Source organism: Cytobacillus sp. Bac17 (assembly GCF_024519925.1).
In the GTDB taxonomy this organism is placed as follows: Bacteria; Bacillota; Bacilli; order Bacillales; family Cytobacillaceae; genus Cytobacillus; species Cytobacillus pseudoceanisediminis.
In genome coordinates, this window is record NZ_JALJRC010000001.1 from 718,892 (window position 1) to 736,623 (window position 17,732).

19 protein-coding genes are annotated in these 17,732 nt (G+C 39.8%); 8 read left to right on the forward strand and 11 right to left on the reverse strand.

Translation table 11 applies throughout. The annotated features are described in order from the left end of the window. The first annotated feature begins 171 nt into the window (after positions 1-171). The gene (locus tag NR125_RS03580; protein ID WP_009331003.1) at positions 172-954 is read left to right on the forward strand and encodes a C39 family peptidase; all 783 of its coding nucleotides are present in this window, start codon (positions 172-174) and stop codon (positions 952-954) included. A gap of 44 nt (positions 955-998) precedes the next feature. On the opposite strand, the gene fadH is transcribed toward NR125_RS03580, so the two are convergent. Next, positions 999-1,763 carry a 2,4-dienoyl-CoA reductase gene (fadH, locus tag NR125_RS03585; RefSeq protein WP_009331004.1) on the reverse strand — a complete coding sequence of 255 codons (765 nt, stop codon included), beginning with the start codon at positions 1,761-1,763 and terminating at the stop codon, positions 999-1,001. A gap of 248 nt (positions 1,764-2,011) precedes the next feature. Between fadH and NR125_RS03590 the strand changes: the two genes are divergently transcribed. The 5 genes from NR125_RS03590 to NR125_RS03610 all read left to right on the forward strand — a co-directional run bounded on the left by NR125_RS03590 (position 2,012) and on the right by NR125_RS03610 (position 6,095). Further along, entirely contained in the window at positions 2,012-2,887 is an 876-nt protein-coding gene (locus NR125_RS03590) for a metallophosphoesterase (RefSeq protein WP_019381659.1), read from the forward strand. A gap of 124 nt (positions 2,888-3,011) precedes the next feature. Then, positions 3,012-3,509, forward strand: a complete 498-nt coding sequence (locus tag NR125_RS03595; protein WP_009331006.1) for a L,D-transpeptidase family protein — start codon at positions 3,012-3,014, stop codon at positions 3,507-3,509. 136 nt (positions 3,510-3,645) lie between these two features. After that, the gene (locus tag NR125_RS03600; RefSeq protein ID WP_009331007.1) at positions 3,646-4,260 is read left to right on the forward strand and encodes a helix-turn-helix transcriptional regulator; all 615 of its coding nucleotides are present in this window, start codon (positions 3,646-3,648) and stop codon (positions 4,258-4,260) included. Beyond that, a complete protein-coding gene (locus tag NR125_RS03605) occupies positions 4,257-5,531 on the forward strand; it encodes an MFS transporter (RefSeq protein WP_071160318.1) in 1,275 nt (424 codons plus the stop codon). Before NR125_RS03600 ends, NR125_RS03605 begins: the two co-directional genes overlap by 4 nt. Before the next feature lie 96 nt (positions 5,532-5,627). Continuing rightward, positions 5,628-6,095, forward strand: a complete 468-nt coding sequence (locus NR125_RS03610; RefSeq protein WP_009331009.1) for a YkyB family protein — start codon at positions 5,628-5,630, stop codon at positions 6,093-6,095. A 383-nt stretch (positions 6,096-6,478) separates the two neighbouring features. Here the strand turns inward: NR125_RS03610 and NR125_RS03615 are convergent, their stop codons facing one another. The 4 genes from NR125_RS03615 to NR125_RS03630 all read right to left on the reverse strand — a co-directional run bounded on the left by NR125_RS03615 (position 6,479) and on the right by NR125_RS03630 (position 10,776). After that, positions 6,479-7,384 carry a chemotaxis protein gene (locus NR125_RS03615; RefSeq protein WP_009331010.1) on the reverse strand — a complete coding sequence of 302 codons (906 nt, stop codon included), beginning with the start codon at positions 7,382-7,384 and terminating at the stop codon, positions 6,479-6,481. 269 nt (positions 7,385-7,653) lie between these two features. Further along, a complete protein-coding gene (locus tag NR125_RS03620; protein WP_009331011.1) occupies positions 7,654-8,973 on the reverse strand; it encodes an MFS transporter in 1,320 nt (439 codons plus the stop codon). A 403-nt stretch (positions 8,974-9,376) separates the two neighbouring features. Next, the gene (locus tag NR125_RS03625) at positions 9,377-9,841 is read right to left on the reverse strand and encodes a DinB family protein (RefSeq protein ID WP_071160322.1); all 465 of its coding nucleotides are present in this window, start codon (positions 9,839-9,841) and stop codon (positions 9,377-9,379) included. A gap of 395 nt (positions 9,842-10,236) precedes the next feature. Further along, positions 10,237-10,776 (reverse strand): RDD family protein, encoded by a 540-nt coding sequence (locus NR125_RS03630; RefSeq protein WP_019381654.1) that lies wholly within the window; start codon positions 10,774-10,776, stop codon positions 10,237-10,239. 277 nt (positions 10,777-11,053) lie between these two features. Between NR125_RS03630 and NR125_RS03635 the strand changes: the two genes are divergently transcribed. Both NR125_RS03635 and NR125_RS03640 read left to right on the forward strand, forming a co-directional pair. After that, positions 11,054-11,257: a hypothetical protein gene (locus NR125_RS03635; RefSeq protein ID WP_009331014.1), complete on the forward strand. Its 204-nt coding sequence runs from the start codon at positions 11,054-11,056 to the stop codon at positions 11,255-11,257. A 109-nt stretch (positions 11,258-11,366) separates the two neighbouring features. Beyond that, on the forward strand, positions 11,367-12,518 hold the full coding sequence (locus NR125_RS03640) for an aminotransferase A (RefSeq protein WP_256814721.1): 1,152 nt from the start codon (positions 11,367-11,369) through the stop codon (positions 12,516-12,518). A gap of 120 nt (positions 12,519-12,638) precedes the next feature. Here NR125_RS03640 and NR125_RS03645 read toward each other — a convergent pair whose 3' ends face one another. The 6 genes from NR125_RS03645 to NR125_RS03670 all read right to left on the reverse strand — a co-directional run bounded on the left by NR125_RS03645 (position 12,639) and on the right by NR125_RS03670 (position 17,653). Next, complete coding sequence (locus NR125_RS03645) at positions 12,639-12,818, reverse strand: hypothetical protein (RefSeq protein ID WP_009331016.1); 180 nt, start codon at positions 12,816-12,818, stop codon at positions 12,639-12,641. Between the two features lie 74 nt (positions 12,819-12,892). After that, positions 12,893-13,771 (reverse strand): NAD(P)-dependent oxidoreductase, encoded by an 879-nt coding sequence (locus NR125_RS03650; RefSeq protein WP_009331017.1) that lies wholly within the window; start codon positions 13,769-13,771, stop codon positions 12,893-12,895. 192 nt (positions 13,772-13,963) lie between these two features. Further along, positions 13,964-14,425 carry a hypothetical protein gene (locus NR125_RS03655; protein ID WP_009331018.1) on the reverse strand — a complete coding sequence of 154 codons (462 nt, stop codon included), beginning with the start codon at positions 14,423-14,425 and terminating at the stop codon, positions 13,964-13,966. A 501-nt stretch (positions 14,426-14,926) separates the two neighbouring features. Beyond that, positions 14,927-16,642, reverse strand: coding sequence for a phosphoenolpyruvate--protein phosphotransferase (ptsP, locus tag NR125_RS03660; protein WP_256814722.1), 1,716 nt, complete (start codon positions 16,640-16,642; stop codon positions 14,927-14,929). Next, positions 16,642-16,908 (reverse strand): phosphocarrier protein HPr, encoded by a 267-nt coding sequence (locus NR125_RS03665; protein WP_035328512.1) that lies wholly within the window; start codon positions 16,906-16,908, stop codon positions 16,642-16,644. Before NR125_RS03665 ends, ptsP begins: the two co-directional genes overlap by 1 nt. A gap of 454 nt (positions 16,909-17,362) precedes the next feature. Continuing rightward, the gene (locus NR125_RS03670) at positions 17,363-17,653 is read right to left on the reverse strand and encodes a hypothetical protein (protein ID WP_009331021.1); all 291 of its coding nucleotides are present in this window, start codon (positions 17,651-17,653) and stop codon (positions 17,363-17,365) included. Between the last annotated feature and the right edge of the window lie 79 nt (positions 17,654-17,732).

Genomic DNA, 17,732 nt, shown 5'->3' on the forward strand with positions numbered 1-17,732 from the left:
TCCCTATGTATATTAATGAGTTATTATACCATATTCGCTTAAAACTTTTACTATTCAAAATATAGATTCCACTTTTTGATAAAACAGCATTGTTTGGCAAAAGCTTTGCATCATATTGCCGCGCCTTCTCTCACAAGCTAATATCAGGACATCAAAGAAAGAGGGTATTTCATGAGAAATCTCCTATTTATATCCCTTCTTATTCCTTTGCTTGGCTGCGGCCATTCAGAACCTGCCAGTCCTTTGCAAAAGCCTGACATGGCCTCAAAAGATCTGGATGCACAAATACCAGTAAAGGCAAAGAAGGTACAGCAGAAAGCAACAGCCCAATCTCCGAAAACTCCTGCGGCTGTGAAAAAGGAATCTGTCATCATTGATGTTCCACTAATCAGACAAAACCCCGAATTGAAGTATGGATGCGAAGTAACCAGCCTGACAATGGTCCTGCGGCATGCAGGTGTGCAAGTAGGGAAAATGGATTTGTATAATGCAGTAAAGAAAGATAATGATCCGCTGATACGTTCAAAAGGCGATATTTTAAAATGGGGTAATCCAGCAGAAGGATTTGTAGGAGATATGACCGGGACAAGTGCAGGCTACGCTGTTTTTGATAAACCAATTGAAGAATTAGTGAATAAATATCTTCCCGGAAGAGCCGTAAATTTATCCGGCCAAAATTTTGAAGCGATTCTTATGCATGTATCCAAGGGATATCCTGCTGTGGTCTGGACAACAGGAGATTATAGGCTTCCTGACCGCTGGGAGTCCTGGACTCACTCCGGCAAAACCATTAAAACTCCTTTAGATCTTCATGCAGTCGTATTGGTAGGCTATGATGAACAGTTTGTTATTCTAAACGATCCCCTCTCAGGGAAAAAACAGGTGAAGGTTTCTAAAGAACGATTCATCTCATCATGGAAAGCATTGCAATCCAGAGCAGTAAGTTACCAATAGATAATGGCAACCGGCTGAAATTAATTCAGCCGGTATTCATAAGATTAAAATGGAAATTGATTCAGCCACTGTCCTCCATCCATAGTGATGCACTCCCCATTAATATAACCTGCATGCTCAGAGAAAAGGAAGAATGCCAATTCTGCGATTTCTTCCGGCTTACCGAGCCTGCCAAGGGGCACACTTTGGAGTGTCCTGTTTGCAGCTTCTTCTGATTCCCAAAGCCTGTCAGCCCCTCCTGTCCTTTCAATCGGACCTGGGGCTATTGCATTCACTCTAATTCCGTATTTTCTTCCCCATTCTACAGCCAAGGTTCTTGTCATGGATAATACACCTGCTTTTGCTGCTGCCGAGTGTATAACACCCGCTCCAGCATCCCATGCATATGTAGCCACCATATTAATGATGCTTCCCTTAACTCCTTTTTCAATCCAGTGTTTACCGACTTCACTCGAACAATAAAAGGTTCCATTCAAGACAATATTAATAACAGAATTCCATCCATTTGCACTCAAGCTCTCTGCAGGGCATATAAAATTTCCCGCTGCATTATTAACAAGGAAATCAACTTGTCCAAATACATTTAGTGTTTCGTTGAGCATATGTTTAACATGTTCAATTTCACGGACATCCATTTGAATTGTCAAAACTTGACCCTGGAAGGTTTGAATTTCAGCTTTTGCTGTCTCAAGGCGTTCCGGATTCCTTCCTGTTATCACCACATTCGCTCCGGCTTCAGCAAACCTCTTTGCCATATATTTTCCCATACCGCTGGAACCGCCAGTAACAATGACTGTTTTATTCTTCATTCTAATTCCCCTCTCAAAAAATGAATGATCATTCATTTATATTTTACCATTAAATATAGAATTTTCGAATTATTATTTACAAATTAATTAATAATTTTAAGGAAAATGAAGGATAAAAAACAAGCATAGTTATTTCTTCTTTTTAATAGGATAGTTTGATAGTATTAAAGATACTGCTATGAGAAGCATTGCCTTTACTCATGCTCAATACTTCAAAAAAAATTTTAATAGATAGGTTGGTATGCTAAATGCCGGAAAAAGTGTCCAGAAGATCTTTTTTAAAAAGAGCTCTCGGCTTTTTTGCTGCTGTTTTTGGTATTAGTGCAGGCGGCTATTATTATGCACGGGATATTGAGCCGCGGCTCTTGGAAATCACAAACTACAAAATTTCTGACAACGCTATTCCACAAGCGTTCCATAATAAAAAAATCATCCAATTCAGCGATACCCATTTAGGATTTCATTATGACCTGAAACAGCTTGAAAAATTGATTGAAAAGATAAACAGCTTGAAGCCTGATATTGTCTTCTTTACAGGTGATCTGATGGATGAACCCAACAAATATAAAGAGGCAAACCAAATCGCCCCCCTCCTGAAAAGGATTCAGGCGCCGCTTGGAAGGTTTGCTATTTATGGAAACCATGATCACGGGGGCTATGGTTCTGATATCTATAAATCTATTATGGAAGAATCCGGGTTTATTCTTTTGCTGAATGAAAATCGGAAAATCGAGTTTTCCGGAAGCAGCATCCAGATTATCGGCATTGACGATGCCATGCTCGGCAAACCGGACATAAAGCTTGCCAGCGGAAGTCTGGACGATTCTTCCTATAACATTTTATTGTCCCATGCACCGGATTTAGCAGATGAAGCCTCAGCTTTCAACATCAATCTGCAGTTGAGCGGCCATAGTCATGGAGGACAAATAAAACTGCCGTTCATTGGAGCGTTAGTTAAACCGCCGCATGCTGAAAGATACTATGAAGGCTTCTATGAAATCGGCAGCCAACGCCCTTTAACTCTTTATGTAAACAGAGGGCTTGGTACAACCCGGCTGCCCTTCCGGTTTTTATCCAAACCTGAACTGACGGTATTTACCCTACAATCAAACAGCGGGAATTAAAGGAAAGCACACCTTTGCAGCTTTCCTTTTTTTGCTGCCTTCGTGACACAATTTATTCAATAAGTTACAAGATCATTTTTGCAGGCATATATTTGAATAGACCTTTCAGAAAGAGGTGATTGTTATGTACCATATAGTAAAACCTGGTGAGACATTGTCTGTAATCGCAAAGAATTACCGCCGCCCTTTAAGCGAGCTTCTGGGGGCAAACCCTTCCATTGTAAACCCAGGCCTGATCTATCCCGGCCAGCGATTAGTAATACCAGGGCTGCCGGAACCAGATTCCATTCCGTATACCATCATTGTTTCAAGAGGTAAAAGAAGCTTAACTCTTTTATATAACGGTGCCATTCAAAAAGTGTACCCCATTGCCGTCGGAAAAATGCTGACACAGACCCCAATTGGAGAGTTTGTTATTGTGAACAGAGAACCTAATCCCGGCGGCCCATATGGTGTCATGTGGCTTTCCCTGTCGAAAGCCGGCTATGGAATTCACGGAACTAATAATCCTTCCTCAATTGGCCAATCTGTTTCCCAAGGCTGTATACGCATGTATAACCAGGATGTGCTCGAATTGTCACGCATAGTGCCAAATGGCACCAGGGTACGGATACAGCCTTAGCTGTTACTTACAATCGTCCTTTCAACAAAACTTTCGCTGAAAAATTGCGAAAGTTTTTATTTTTTAGTTGATATTTTTTTAAACACAACATATCATATTGATATATCAGCATGATACATTGAAAGGAGTTTTATAATTGTCTATAGAACATACCATTCTTGCTGTACTAAGCTTTTGGCCCAGCACAGGATATAATATTAAATCTGAATTTGAACACAAAGCTGCTGGCCTTTATTGGGGAATGAGCTATGGGAGCATTTACCCGAAATTAAAAAAGCTGGAGGAAGAAGGATTTATCTATGCAATCGAGCAGGAAGATGAAGGAAGAAAGAAAAAAATGTATGAGCTCACTGCAAAAGGCTGGAAAGAGTTTGAGAACTGGCTGAAGATTCCTCCTTCTTTCCCGGTTATTAAAGATGAATTGCTAATGAAAATGTCAACATGGCATGAAGATATGGATAATGAAGTGTTAATTAGCCATTTATTAAAAAGAAAAGAAGAAACCTCTGATATTCTAAAATTTGTACAAGAATGGCCGCGAAATGGATACTCCTATGTCAGCAAGCTTGGCTGCCTCTCTATTCGATATGCAGAAATGAAGCTGGAAACAGAAATTAAATGGATTGAAGAATCAATTGAAGCGCTGCAAAATAATAATCTGCCAGATGGCCAGGACCCTCATGGCAATACTGAAAAGCTGCTAAACAGGCGAAGGAGGGCCATTGGGGGGGATAAGGGGAATTGCCAATGAAACCCGGCATTTTTAAACCACTCAAGCTGAAATCCTTTCGCTCTCTATTTGGTGCCCAGTTATTTTCCGATTTGGGTAACTGGCTCGATTTTATTGCTTTGCAGGTTATTGTCGCTTATCACTGGGGGCTTGATGAAACGGCAATTGCCTCTGTTATTATTGTTCTCGGCCTTCCCTGGGTCATTATCGGTCCATTTGCAAGTGTATTTGTGGATAGATTACCGAAAAAAGCTGTTATGATCGTTTGCCTCCTTTTAAGAATTGTCTTTGTCGGAGGCTTGTTTTACGCTCCCAACCTATACATTCTGCTATTATTTGTTTTTTTAAAGGGAACCGTATCAGCCCTTTACGACCCGGCAAGGCAGAGTGCTATCCGGATGATTGTACCTGACAGCATGCTGCCTGAAGCAGTAACTCTAAGCCAGCTTTCAGTCAATACCATGAAAATTGCCGGGCCAGCATTAGGCGGAGGGATAATAGCAGTTTTCGGACCAAAAAGCCCCTTTCTATTTGAAGCAGCAGGATTCATTGCAGCCATTGTTTTCCTTCTATTTCTTCCCAGCTTAACTTCTTTTGAGGAATCAGATAAAAGAATGGCAGAAGACTATACTGTCAAAACAAGTTATTGGAAAGAATTTTCAGAGGGAATAAAACATATTTTCCACACTCCCCTTTTAAGGGTCTCAATTATTCTTTCTTCTGCAGCATTTTTCATCATTTTCCTTTATGATGGGTTATTTATTTTTATTGCAAAGCAGATTGGATTTAATGAGGGCAATTTTGGATTACTGATCAGTGCAGTGGGAGCAGGCAGTGTTGCTGGCTCACTTTTGCTGGGCCATTGGACAGGGTGGAACCGAAAACCCGTCCATTTAATGAGTTCTTCGGCCATATTAAGCGGCACTTTTATTGTAGCTGTTGGACTTGGAGGCTTAGGTCTTCTTAATTTCCCTCCACTGGTCTGGATAATCGGTGCATGTCTATTAGGTCTTTTAGGAGCTGGTGAATCTGTTCCTTACGGCTATGTGCTCCAATCTGAAACACCAAAGCAAATGATGGGCAGAGTTTCGGCTGCCGCCATGTCCCTGCAGACTTTTTCCATGCTTATTGCACCTGCTGCAGGAGCTCTTCTTGCAAAACAGCTAGGTACCTCTTTTGTTATGATTGGCGCTGGCTTGGCAACAACATTATTAGGTTCATCAATGCTGATGGTTATATGGAAAAAGTCAGGATCCTTACAACCTATAAGCAGAAAGCAGCTGGATGGATAAGCTTTTGTATTAAAAGCCTTATCCAAGTTGGTTTTATTGACTAAAAAGGGTATAATATTGTTTATACCCCTTTATAATTTGAAAGGAGATTGGAAATTGAATTCTGATAAGAAACAATATCCCCATCTGCAACCAACGGTTGAAAACCTCTCTCAAGCCATCTTCACCGTTAACCGCCATGCAAAGACAGCACCAAACCCTAAATTTTTGTATAAATTAAAGCACGATGCACTTCAAAAGTTAATTAGAGAAGGAAAAGCCCAGAAAGCAGGCCTTCACTATTCTGGCAATCCAAAAAACAGCCAGCAGCAGTCAGATGTTCTCGTAAAATGCGGGAATTATTCTTTCCATCTTCCGCCTTCTAAAGAGGATTTCTCAGAGCTTCCCCATTTGGGCAAACTCGATTCCTTCGTCAGAAATCCAAAATCTTCTCTATCTCTTAATGCGGCGAAAAAATTGCTTATGTCATATACAGGGCTAAAAGAGCTTAATAGCAAGCCAAATGCAAAAAAGCACCGCTATGAAAAACCTGTATTTAAGAAATTAGGAGAAAGTTACTTTTAATCAAGAAAAGCGCAAGCGCCTTCGGAACAAGCCGAAACCGCTTGTTCCTGCGAAGAACATCCAAGGAAGCTTTCCCTAGGTGCTCACCCCCGAAAAGCCTAAGACGGGCCTCATGGAAAGGCGTCCTTTGCCTTTTTAGGAGGATTGCCGAAATGTGGAGGCGGCTGCACAGGGACGACAAGCATGAGACGAGCCATGCAAGAAGGTGTTCTTTCCTTCTGGAAGGGTTTGGCTAGGCTTTCGTCCCTAGGAGCCGCAACTAGACAGGCTTGTGACCTCGAGGGGGCAGGCGCTGGAGCTAGACAATTATCAAAGTTCAAAGTTATACTTTCTTACCTAACAAGAAAAAGCTGGAGTATTCCAGCTTTTTCTTTGTGGTGGTTCTATAATGCATACTGATCTATCAAAAGCACCAATTCTGCAATTTCAGGCTTGCTCACCTGCGCATTGGCTCCAACCATCTGACCCTTGTGGCGAAGATCTTCGGTAATCAATGAAGAAAAAATAATAACTGGAATTTTTGCAAGCACAGGATGATCTTTAACTTTTTTAGTAAGGTGATGCCCATCCATTTGCGGCATTTCGATATCAGTGATCATGATTTGCACTTCCTCAGTGACATCACGCCCCGACTCGGCTAAGGAATGCAAATATCTATAAGCATCGTATCCATTTTCAAAGAATTCAATTTGACAAAAGCCAGCTTCATTTAAAGTATCATTCAAAAGCTTTCTTAGGAGTGGAGAGTCTTCAGCAATAAGCAGCTTCTTGTCAGACCTTTCACGCTTTCCAAGTTTCTGCACCTTCTGGATGCTAATCCCTGAATCAGGATTTATCTCAGTGACCATTTTTTCAAAATCAAGGAGCAGCACCATCTCATCCTCAAGCTTTATGATTCCGATAATCTGGCTTTCCTGACCCTGATACATTTCAGAAGGCTTCTCAATTTGGTTCCAGGAAATGCGGTGAATTTTTGAAACATTATGAACATGAAAAACAATTTTCTGCTGATTAAACTCTGTCACAATAAACTTATCCTGCTGAGGGCTTTCTGAGGCCGGCATATTTAATGATGATGCTACATCCACTACTGGAAGAACCTCTCCCCTCAGTTCAATGATCCCTTCAATATTACGATGAGAATGCGGGACAGGAATGACAGGGACAGGATTAATAATTTCCTTCACTTTAATAACATTAATCCCAAATTTATTCCTTCCTATTGAGAATTCAACAATCTCCAGTTCATTCGTTCCGCTTTCCAGTAAAATGCCTTTTTTCTGTTCCACTTTTTTCGCCCTTCCTTTTTCATATGCTTATATCTAAGTTCGCGGCTCCTGTTTGTATGACACTTGTTTTATGAGCAGCAAGACACCGAATATGAATTATGAATCTTTTTCTCTATTAATATACCATGAATGGATAAAATTTCTTATAAAAATTTCAGTTCATTATGAAAAAAGTCCTTATTTCTGAGACTGGAAGTCAGCTGCTTTGCTAAAACAAGAAAAAGCAAGCCATTGGCGGCTTGCTTCTTACATGCGATACAGATGCATACCTATTCAGGAATGCTGTCATCCTTAATTTTTGAATGAACAAGCAGTCCAATTATAGTTAATATCATCAATGAACCTAAAGCAAGTCTGCTTGCCAGGTTTCCATAGCTGGCAAAGATCAAAGTAATGCTTCCATAAATAACGGGTCCGATTATGGAAGATACTTTCCCTGAAAATGCAAACAAACCAAAAAACTGCCCTCTTTTATCTTCTGGAGTCAATTCCACAATATAAGTCCTTGTGGTAACCCACATGGACCCCAGAGCGACGCCAAACATGCTGCCCGCAATCCAAAACATGATTTCATTGACAGCCCCAACAGCAATTGCCAGAGCAACAAGAAGAAGGATCCCAACGTATTTAACCGCTTTGTTGGGCCCTTTCGCCTTGGTAATATATCCAAATACAAAAGAACCAATTATACTGGACACCGTTGAAGCAAGATATAGCAAAATGAATTGGCCAGTTGAAAAGCCGACAATGGTTTTTGCGTAAACAGCCATCATGGCAATCGTTGTGGCAATTGCATCATTTAAAAAAAAATAGGCAATCATGAAAGTGAAAATCGCCTTATAATGTTTCATATCTTTAAAGGTCTGCCAAATTTCCTTATAGCCTGATAAAAATTTTTGTTTTTCTTTTGCCTGGTAAGGCTTATCTTTTACAAAGAAAAACAGCGGCAAAGAAAACAGCAGAAATAATATAGCAGTTGGTATAAAAGATTCGTGAAAACCGTCATCTCCTACAAATAAATAAACTGTCAGCCCTACAAGGGTTCCGATATAGCCAACAGCCACTCCAAAGCCTGAAATCAGCGGTATATCCTGCTTTGTTCCCAAATCGGAAATCATGGCATCGTAAAAAACCAGACTGGAATGGAAAAAAAACTTTGCAATAATAAAACATATAATAACGAGTGCAAGATAAACTGGAAGCCCAAATATTTTCCCGCTAATCTGGCTTGATGCAAAAACCCCCATTAAAATGGTCGCCATTACAGTAATAAGCGTAAAGATTACTATATATTTCTTTTTTCTTCCTGTCCTGTCTATCATAACCCCAAACAATGGAGAGAACAGGACAAGAAAAAAGCTTGCCAGCGCATTTGAATAAGAAATAAAGGTGCTCGCTATCTGATTCAAAACTTCATTCTCTCCTATTACTTCCTGCAGGTAAAAAGGAAAGAAAATGGTATTAATATTTGAGGAAAAAATAGTATTCGCAAAATCGTAAAGTGCCCATGATACAATGGGCAGTGTCATATACAGCCGCCAGGAATTGAAATTCCCCTGTTTCTGCAGCTCCGTTTTTTCTATTTCCATGTCATCAGCTCCTTCAGGTAAAAAATACCTTAATCCTTATTCAAGACCTTTCTTTAAAACCCTTTTATTTTACCAAATTTTATTCAATGCAACATTTTTGAAATTTTTATGAATATTCAGATAAGTTTGTTATGCAATAATGGCAGAAATTAATTTAAAGAGGGGAAAAGCGAAAAGAAATGAACAAAAAGCAATTAATCTACTTGTCTGATTTGTGAAGGCCAAAACAGGGGAGGAGTTAAATGAACAGGCAGAATCTTCCCGTATTGCCGCAATGATGGTGCCTTCTTTTTTGGGCATTTTGTTTTATTGAGTGCATCATCCCGATCAGGAGCCTCTGCCTGTTTTGCTGCATGACGTTATAGCATCTTACTTTACAGTAAAATCGGACTGCCAGCCTGTGTTATACACTGATGCCGGCTGCATGCATTATTTGCTTTTTATGGTGAATGTCATGTTCTATAAAGTCTGCAAAATAATCGCGCACAGTTAAGCTGGTGCGGCCGATTTTAAAAGCTGTATCCAGTTTTTCTTCTGACATGCCTTGAAGCATCTGAAGAAATTGACTCCGTACTGATAAAAGTTCTTCAATAATCTCTAATTGTGCATGCTTTTTAGCGTATTCTCCTGCAGCGTCATTCACACTTTGAAAATCAGGATAGTTCTCAAGTACTGCACCCTCTTTAAAAAATGGAAAACGCTGTTCAAGAGAATATTTATCCCAAAATAACAGATGGGCAACTACTGCCGCAACCGGCCATTTTCCATCCGAGACAGGCTTTACCCAATTTTCACGGCCAAGATCTTTTATCGACTCAAGCCATACAGAATATGATTCGTAGTGAGTAACAATATCTTGCTTCTTCATTTTCATCCTCCCTTCCTAAAAATATATTCTGCATGCAGATAATAAATCCTTCCTATTGCTGACCCCAAAAAAAGCTGCGTTGCAACTCAGTTGCCCAGCAGCTTAATTAAGAATTATTATTGGTCTATCTGCATAGAATACCGTTTTGCTTATGAATACTGCCCGTTGATTTCAGCATGGGACATTCAGCGAACCCGAGGGGAGGAATGAGAGCCTCCTTGGCTCCGTCTGCGGGGATTCCCTCACTTCCCGCAGGACCTTGATTAAGCTTCATTGTATGAATCCCGCACGAAGGTAATGCGTCAGCATTTTCGAGGATCAAGTGCCCACAGCGAAGATCAACTCGTTTTTTAAACTTATTATTCAGTAATAAAGTAACTACTTTACCAAATACCTTATTTTTTTAATACGACTGTGCTTGCAATTAAATCATGCAATGCCTGTTTTTTCTCTGTAAAGGCCGCAATGATATAGCCGATAAGGAAAATTCCAGACAGAATGGCCATGGCCAAATATCTTCCAAGCGCCCTCCAGAAAGAAATACGGTTACCATTTAAGTCAGTCACTTTTAATCCCAGCAGCTTTTTGCCCACAGTTCCCTGCCATTTGGATGCGTGCAGGCCTGCAAAATAGGCAACAGCAACGACAAGATTGACAAGAAAGGTTACTCCAAGTGCGCCAAAATAAGATCCCATGAATGCAAAAGCTTCTTCATTGGTCATTTCTGTTTCCATATAAGATGGGTCGCTTATCATCGTATTAAAAGCGTCAGAAGTGCCAAAGAAAATCATAAAGATAACAATGCTTAGAATTGTAAGCGGAATTCCAACAATAATAGAATCGATTAAATAGGCCGCAAATCGGAGCCAGAACCCGCCATACTCCTCATATTCCTTAGTGCTTTCATAAGGCTGCTTCTCTAAAGATGTCTCCACTTTAAAACCTCCTTTATTTATTCAGCTGGAAAACTAACAAACTAAAAATGCAGTTTCCACTATCTACTAATGTTAATCTCTAAATGAATTATATTCAACTATTTGTAAATTTTTACACTCATTTATTTTTTACAAAAATTCCTCTAAAACGTTTTCATCTTGACTTTTTTGTGAACAGTCTTATAACAGTGTAGACACTGTTTTTACCAAGTCATAAAATAAGTTTGTAAAGCTGAAAGTAAGTTTTACATAAATTAAAAAAGAGGTGCGATCAGGCATGAAAGGTACAGCAATCCTTTACCATGATGAACATAAAGTTACAATCCTGGAAAATGTGGAGCATTCTGTGTTTGAGGAAATGAAAGATCAATGCGGCGACAAACATTGCCGATGCCATATAGAAAATAAAGTAATCGATTTTGGTGCTGTATCCCCGGTATTATGGCATGAAGACGAAGTCGATTGGGATTACGGATACTAATTTTATTTTTGGAGGCTCTGAATAGAATTCAGAGCCTGTTTTATTTTTTTCTGTTTGCTCCCGCATCAAAGTGATAGAATATACATTATGATTATGCGAGGTGAACACATTGGAACATTTAATTAACCAAAGAGTGAAGGACATTGAAATTTCCGGAATCAGAAAGTTTTTCAATATGGTTGCCGGCACCAGGGACATGATTTCTCTTACAATTGGACAGCCTGATTTCCCGACGCCATTACATGTTAAAGAAGCAGCTAAACAGGCAATCGACGAGAACTTTACCTCCTATACACACAATGCGGGCGATATTCGATTGCGGGAAGCTGCAGCTTCTTTTGTAAAAACAAAATATAACCTTACATATAACCCTGAACTAGAAGTCATTGTGACATCGGGGGCAAGTGAAGCTATCGATATTGCATTCCGTACAATTCTGGATGAAGGATCGGAAGTAATTCTGCCTGGTCCTGTTTATCCCGGTTATGAGCCAATCATAAAGCTTTGCGGTTCAGTTCCGGTACATACTGATATTTCCAGAAACAAGTTTAGATTTACTGCGGATTTAATTGCAAAACATATGAGTGATAAAACAAGGTGTATTGTTCTTCCATATCCTTCGAACCCGACAGGTGTCAGTCTGAGTTTGGAGGAGCTTGAGGAAATTGCTGCTCTTGTTAAAGGCAAAGATATCTTTATCCTTGCTGATGAAATTTACAGCGAACTGATCTATGATCAAACACACCACTCAATCGCCTCCCTTTTGCGGGAGCAAACTATAGTAATTAATGGACTTTCAAAATCCCATTCAATGACAGGCTGGCGCATTGGTCTTTTATTCGCACCGGAAAACCTGGCTAAACATATCTTGAAGGTGCATCAGTATAATGTGACATGTGCAGCTTCTGTCTCCCAAATGGCAGCTCTTGATGCGCTGACAACAGGAATCAACGACGCCCTGCCAATGAGGAATGAATATGCCAAACGCCGTGATTATGTATATGAACGATTAATACAAATGAACCTGGATGTAGTCAAACCGGATGGTGCATTTTATTTTTTCATAAAAATACCAGATGTATCAATGAACTCCTTTGAATTTACCCTTTCTCTCGTTAAACAAGCAGGAGTTGCAGTAGTTCCAGGCAGTGCATTCTCCTCATATGGAGAAGGTTATTTCCGGATTTCCTTTGCATATTCCATGGATACATTAAAAGAAGGGCTTGACCGGATTGAAAAGTATCTGGAGGGTATATTGTAGCGAATCACTCAGTCAATAGCGCCATTTTCCTTTTTAGTAGGAATGGCGCTGTTTGTATATTCATTGCTTCTAATTTCAATCAAAGCAAAAAGGCAGGCTTCCTGCCTGCCTTTATCACCCTTACTGCCCCTGATAGTGCCCGTTGTTTTTTGATGCTTTTTCCTTTTTTGCTTTATCCTTATGAATTTTATTTGTGTCAGCACTTCCAAATTCGTGGGAGAATTCAGAATCAATGACAGCGGAATCGAAGCCTTTTTTGTTCTTTTGCTGAGGATCGTTTTTCTTATTTTTTTTAGCCACCTGTCTAACCCCCTTTTCACTTTCATTATTAGTTTGAAGTGAAAAAAGGGGCTTTATTCATTAACGGGCGCAAATTACTTATCCCAATATTTATATAACGCCTGTGTACCGCTGTTTTCTTCCCCTTTTTCAGAAAGCTCGGCATACATTTTTTTTGCAAGAGCAAGCCCTGGAGTCATCATGTCCATTGCTTCTGCTTCATCTAAGGCGATATTCATGTCCTTAATAAAATGTTTTATATAAAAGCCGGGTTCAAAGTTGCCATCAATTATTCTAGGTGCAAGGTTTGATAGTGACCAGCTGCCTGCTGCACCAGATGATATGCTTTGAAGCACCGTCCTTGGATCTAAACCTGCTTTTTCAGCATAAACTACCGCTTCACACACCCCGATCATATTTGATGCAATCGCAATTTGATTACACATTTTCGTATGTTGTCCGGCTCCTGCTTTTCCTTGATAAACGATATTTGTTCCGAGAAGGTTGAAAATCGGCTCCACAGCCAGAAATGCGTCCCTGTCTCCTCCGGCCATTATTGAAAGCTTTGCATCCCTGGCGCCGATATCTCCCCCTGAAACAGGGGCATCTATTGCATGCATTCCTTTTTTGCCTGCTTCTTCGTATATCTTTTTGGCCAATGTAGGTGTCGAGGTGGTCATGTCAATTACATATGTATTTTCTCTGCCATTTGTGATAATGCCATTTTCCCCAAGATACACTTCCTCTACATCTGCCGGATAACCAACAATCGTAATTATGACATTTGCCTTCTTTGCAACTTCCAACGGCGTCTCAGCCCACTCTGCCCCATGTTTTATTAGTTCAGAAGCTTTTTCTTTGGTTCTTGTATAAACAACTAATGGATAACCTGCTTTCAGCAGATGTCCCGCCATGCTCTTGCCCATAACCCCTGTTCCCACAAAACCGATAACTGTATTTTCAGGTGAAATCAACGTACCCGCTCCCTTTAAATATGAATTTTTTATATTAATTCTACCATTCCTTTTCTCATATTAAAAATATTAGATGTCCCAATAAAGACAAAAGACCAGGCAAATACCTGGTCCATCCCCAATTTTATGCGCGTAATAAATATTACCCAATTTAGATAAAAACAAAACTCCTGTCATCACATTTGATTCTATTTAAAGCTGTGATGAAAAATTATTTAAGAATGCTCTAGCGATTACTACCTCCTCATTTAAGATTTCTACAGATACCGCATCTTCATTCACGATCATTTCTTCTATTTCGAAAACATGCAGGTCCTGTGTAAGAGGAATGGGATTCATAAAAATAAAGTTTCCCTTTTCATTATTGACTTCTATATATTCCCCGTCGATTATCGTGTCCTCCCCATATACAAACTCATCCGTACCCAGGGCAGCTGCCAGTTTTTCATTATGTATGGAAACTTTTACTTTGTATAATTCTTCTTCTGAAAGGATTTTATCATTAATTTTAAACCGGAACTGCAGCTCATTGTTTTTAGTCAGCAAGGCTTCAGCATGACTATTAACGATTGAGTCCTGGGGACCCTGCATGCAGCCTGACAAAGACAGGGCTAATATGGCGGTAAGGATTAGGCAAATGAGCTTTTTATTCATAAGAATTCCTCCTTTTTCATCACCTTTTCCATTCTCGCCTTAAGATAAACCCCAATTATAAAACTAAAACGTTACCTTAATTTAAGCTCACAAAATACAAAAGAAACCCTTCCGGGCTTCTTTAGTGGAGGACACGGCTTAAAAATGAGCTCTGCTTCTCATATAAGTCGTTTTTCTGCTTATCTTTAATACATCTATATCGGTCATGAAAGAGAAAGCTGATTATCATGGTAACCATTTTCCATCTCTCCTTTTTATGTTGTAGCTTTATTATAGGAGAGTTTCAGATTCCGGATAACAATCATAAGATGTGATTGCCGTCATCCTTTAGGCTGAATGGCAGTTTCGACTGGAGAAGGATAAAAAATAAACCGGCCATTATTGGCCGGCTTAAAAAGGGGGGAAAATGAGAATGATCAGCTTACTTAAGACTGACCTAAGTGCTTACTTCTTATTTACCCGGGAAATTATATTTAAAACTCTTTAATTATTTCAATTTAATTACAGTTTCGCTGCTTCTTTTACAGCTTGGACTACTTCTTCTGCTGTATTCATATGAAGCGCTTTTTCAGCCAGTGCTTCCATGTCTTTTTTGTTTAGGTGACTGATTTGAGAACGAGCTTTAAGGATCGACGTAGCGCTCATGGAGAACTCATCAAGTCCTAATCCCAGCAGCAATGGAATTGCAGTTTCATCCCCAGCCATTTCACCGCACATGCCTGCCCACTTTCCTTCCTTGTGTGCTGCGTCAATAACCATTTTAACTAAACGCAAGATTGCAGGATTATACGGCTGGTAAAGATAAGAAACACGCTCATTCATTCGGTCTGCAGCCATTGTGTACTGAATTAAATCGTTTGTGCCTACGCTGAAGAAATCAACTTCTTTAGCAAATTGCTCAGCCATAACAGCAGTTGAAGGAATTTCAACCATAATACCAATTTCAATGTTGTCAGCAACCTGTGAGCCTTCGCTTATAAGCTTTTGTTTTTCTTCTTCAAGGATTGCTTTGCCCTGACGGAATTCATCGAGAGTTGCAATCATAGGGAACATGATTTTCAGGTTTCCATAAGTGCTTGCTCTTAACAAAGCCCTTAATTGTGTCCTGAACATATCCTGTTCTTCCAGACATAGGCGAATCGCCCTGAAGCCCAGGAATGGGTTCATTTCCTTAGGAAGATTTAGATAAGGAAGCTCTTTATCCCCGCCAATATCAAGCGTACGGACTACAACCGGTTTTCCGCCCATTCCTTCCAGGACAGCTTTGTAGGATTCAAACTGCTCCTCTTCAGTTGGAAGCTGGTCTCTTCCCATATATAAAAATTCCGTGCGGTAAAGGCCAATTCCTTCTCCGCCATTTTCAACTACGCCCTTCAGATCTTTTGGAGTGCCGATATTGGCAGCCAATTCAACATGATGGCCATCAGCAGTAACTGATTTTTCGTTTACTAGCTTTGCCCACTCAGCTTTTTGATCCTCGAATTTGCGGTGTTCTTCTTTGTATTCGGCGATGGCCTCTGGGGTCGGATTAATATGTACCAGACCTTTTAATCCATCCACGATAACCAGGTCACCATTTTTAATTTGCTTTGTGGATTCCTTTGTCCCCACTACTGCTGGAATTTCCATGGAACGGGCCATAATGGCAGAGTGAGATGTCCTGCCTCCAATGTCAGTTGTAAACCCTTTTACGAACTGGCGGTTCAGCTGAGCAGGATCGGAAGGGGTCAGGTCTTCAGCAATAATGATTACTTCTTCTGCAATCATGCTGGGATTCGCAATTTGCACTCCAAGCAAATGAGAAAGTACGCGTTTTGTTACGTCACGGATATCCGCTGCACGCTCTTTCATGTATTCATTGTCCATTTGTTCGAACATTGTAATGAACATATCTGCTGTCTCTTTTAAAGCAGATTCAGCATTTACTTTATCTGTTTTGATTTTATCTTCAATTGGAGAAATTAATTCCGGATCACTTAATACAAGAAGATGAGCATCGAAAATAGCAGCTTTATCAGCCCCAAGTTCTTTATGGGCATTATCGCGGATGACTTCCAATTCACCTTTAGATTCAGCTAATGCCGACTGAAAGCGTTCCACTTCTTGTTCAGCATTTTCTACTGTCTTTCTATCAAAAGAGAGATCCGGCTCAACCAAACGGTATGCTTTCGCTATTGCGATACCGCTTGACGCCGCAATTCCATTTAAAAAGCTCATTATTCAGCCAAACCTTCTTTTTTCAGTGTTTCTTCAAGGCTGTTAAGGGCATCCTGTTCATCACTGCCTTCAGCAATAATAGTTATATCTGCACCTTGTCCAACACCTAAAGACATAACACCCATGATTGATTTTAGGTTTACCTTCTTTTCCTTGTACTCAAGGTGAATTTCTGAGTCAAATTTGCTGGCAGCTTGTACAAGCATTGTAGCTGGACGAGCGTGAATTCCTGTTTCTGCAGTTACTTTAAATTGTTTTTGAACCATATGGGATCAATCTCCTTCTTATTAATGATTGTATTAAGATGTGCAAGGCGTTGCCTCACGAACTTAAAGACGGGAACTGGAACTTATTCTGCAAATCAGCAGCAGGATGAAACAGTAATGATGCCGGATATTTCGTCCTATATGCTGTTTTATTTTTTCCAACGCCCTATTATTCATGTATATAGTTGTTCAAAAAGGCTGAGAAAAATTAATAAAATCACTTCGTCTCGAAGCTTCTCTGCACTTTGAAAACTTCCATAAAATCAGGAAATATTACCTGGCTGCAATTAAGTCATCGGACAACTTACATCTCAGACAAAAGAATAGCATTTCACATTCATTTAGACAATGAAAAACCCTTAATTTTTCACGTTTGTTCACACTTTTTTGAGTAAAACGCTTTCATTTGCCAATGATTTCTACTTAATGTTTCAGATCCAATATTCCTTTTGATTTATGGCTGTGGATGATACTTATCTTGTTTTCTAACCAGTTTTGAAGTTTCTTTGTATTGAAGTACATTATAGCTGATTCGCATTTTTGAAATGGTTCCCTTTAGAGCCGTTTCATGATCGCATTCCCGGTCCGTATACAATGTGGCAAGATCCGATACGGATCGCGAAAGCATTTCTATGACATGTTTCAAGTCTTCATGATTATAAGAAGTGCTGTCTTCCATCAGATGCTCTAAAATATCTTGAGATAAACTTTTCACTCTTAATGCTTTTTCGGATTCAACTTTCATTATTTTATCCCGCCTTTTTGATTGATTTTTTCATTATATGCGGGCCAGAAGAGTGAAATGCTGTGAGCTTAGGCTATTA

Coding starts and splice junctions, on each gene's coding strand:
- NR125_RS03580 (WP_009331003.1), top strand. CDS start 172: ATGAGAAATCTCCTATTTATATCCCTTCTTATTCCTTTGCTTGGCTGC.
- fadH (WP_009331004.1), bottom strand. CDS start 1,763: ATGAAGAATAAAACAGTCATTGTTACTGGCGGTTCCAGCGGTATGGGA.
- NR125_RS03590 (WP_019381659.1), top strand. CDS start 2,012: ATGCCGGAAAAAGTGTCCAGAAGATCTTTTTTAAAAAGAGCTCTCGGC.
- NR125_RS03595 (WP_009331006.1), top strand. CDS start 3,012: ATGTACCATATAGTAAAACCTGGTGAGACATTGTCTGTAATCGCAAAG.
- NR125_RS03605 (WP_071160318.1), top strand. CDS start 4,257: ATGAAACCCGGCATTTTTAAACCACTCAAGCTGAAATCCTTTCGCTCT.
- NR125_RS03620 (WP_009331011.1), bottom strand. CDS start 8,973: ATGGAAATAGAAAAAACGGAGCTGCAGAAACAGGGGAATTTCAATTCC.
- NR125_RS03625 (WP_071160322.1), bottom strand. CDS start 9,841: ATGAAGAAGCAAGATATTGTTACTCACTACGAATCATATTCTGTATGG.
- NR125_RS03635 (WP_009331014.1), top strand. CDS start 11,054: ATGAAAGGTACAGCAATCCTTTACCATGATGAACATAAAGTTACAATC.
- NR125_RS03655 (WP_009331018.1), bottom strand. CDS start 14,425: ATGAATAAAAAGCTCATTTGCCTAATCCTTACCGCCATATTAGCCCTG.
- ptsP (WP_256814722.1), bottom strand. CDS start 16,642: ATGAGCTTTTTAAATGGAATTGCGGCGTCAAGCGGTATCGCAATAGCG.
- NR125_RS03665 (WP_035328512.1), bottom strand. CDS start 16,908: ATGGTTCAAAAACAATTTAAAGTAACTGCAGAAACAGGAATTCACGCT.
- NR125_RS03670 (WP_009331021.1), bottom strand. CDS start 17,653: ATGAAAGTTGAATCCGAAAAAGCATTAAGAGTGAAAAGTTTATCTCAA.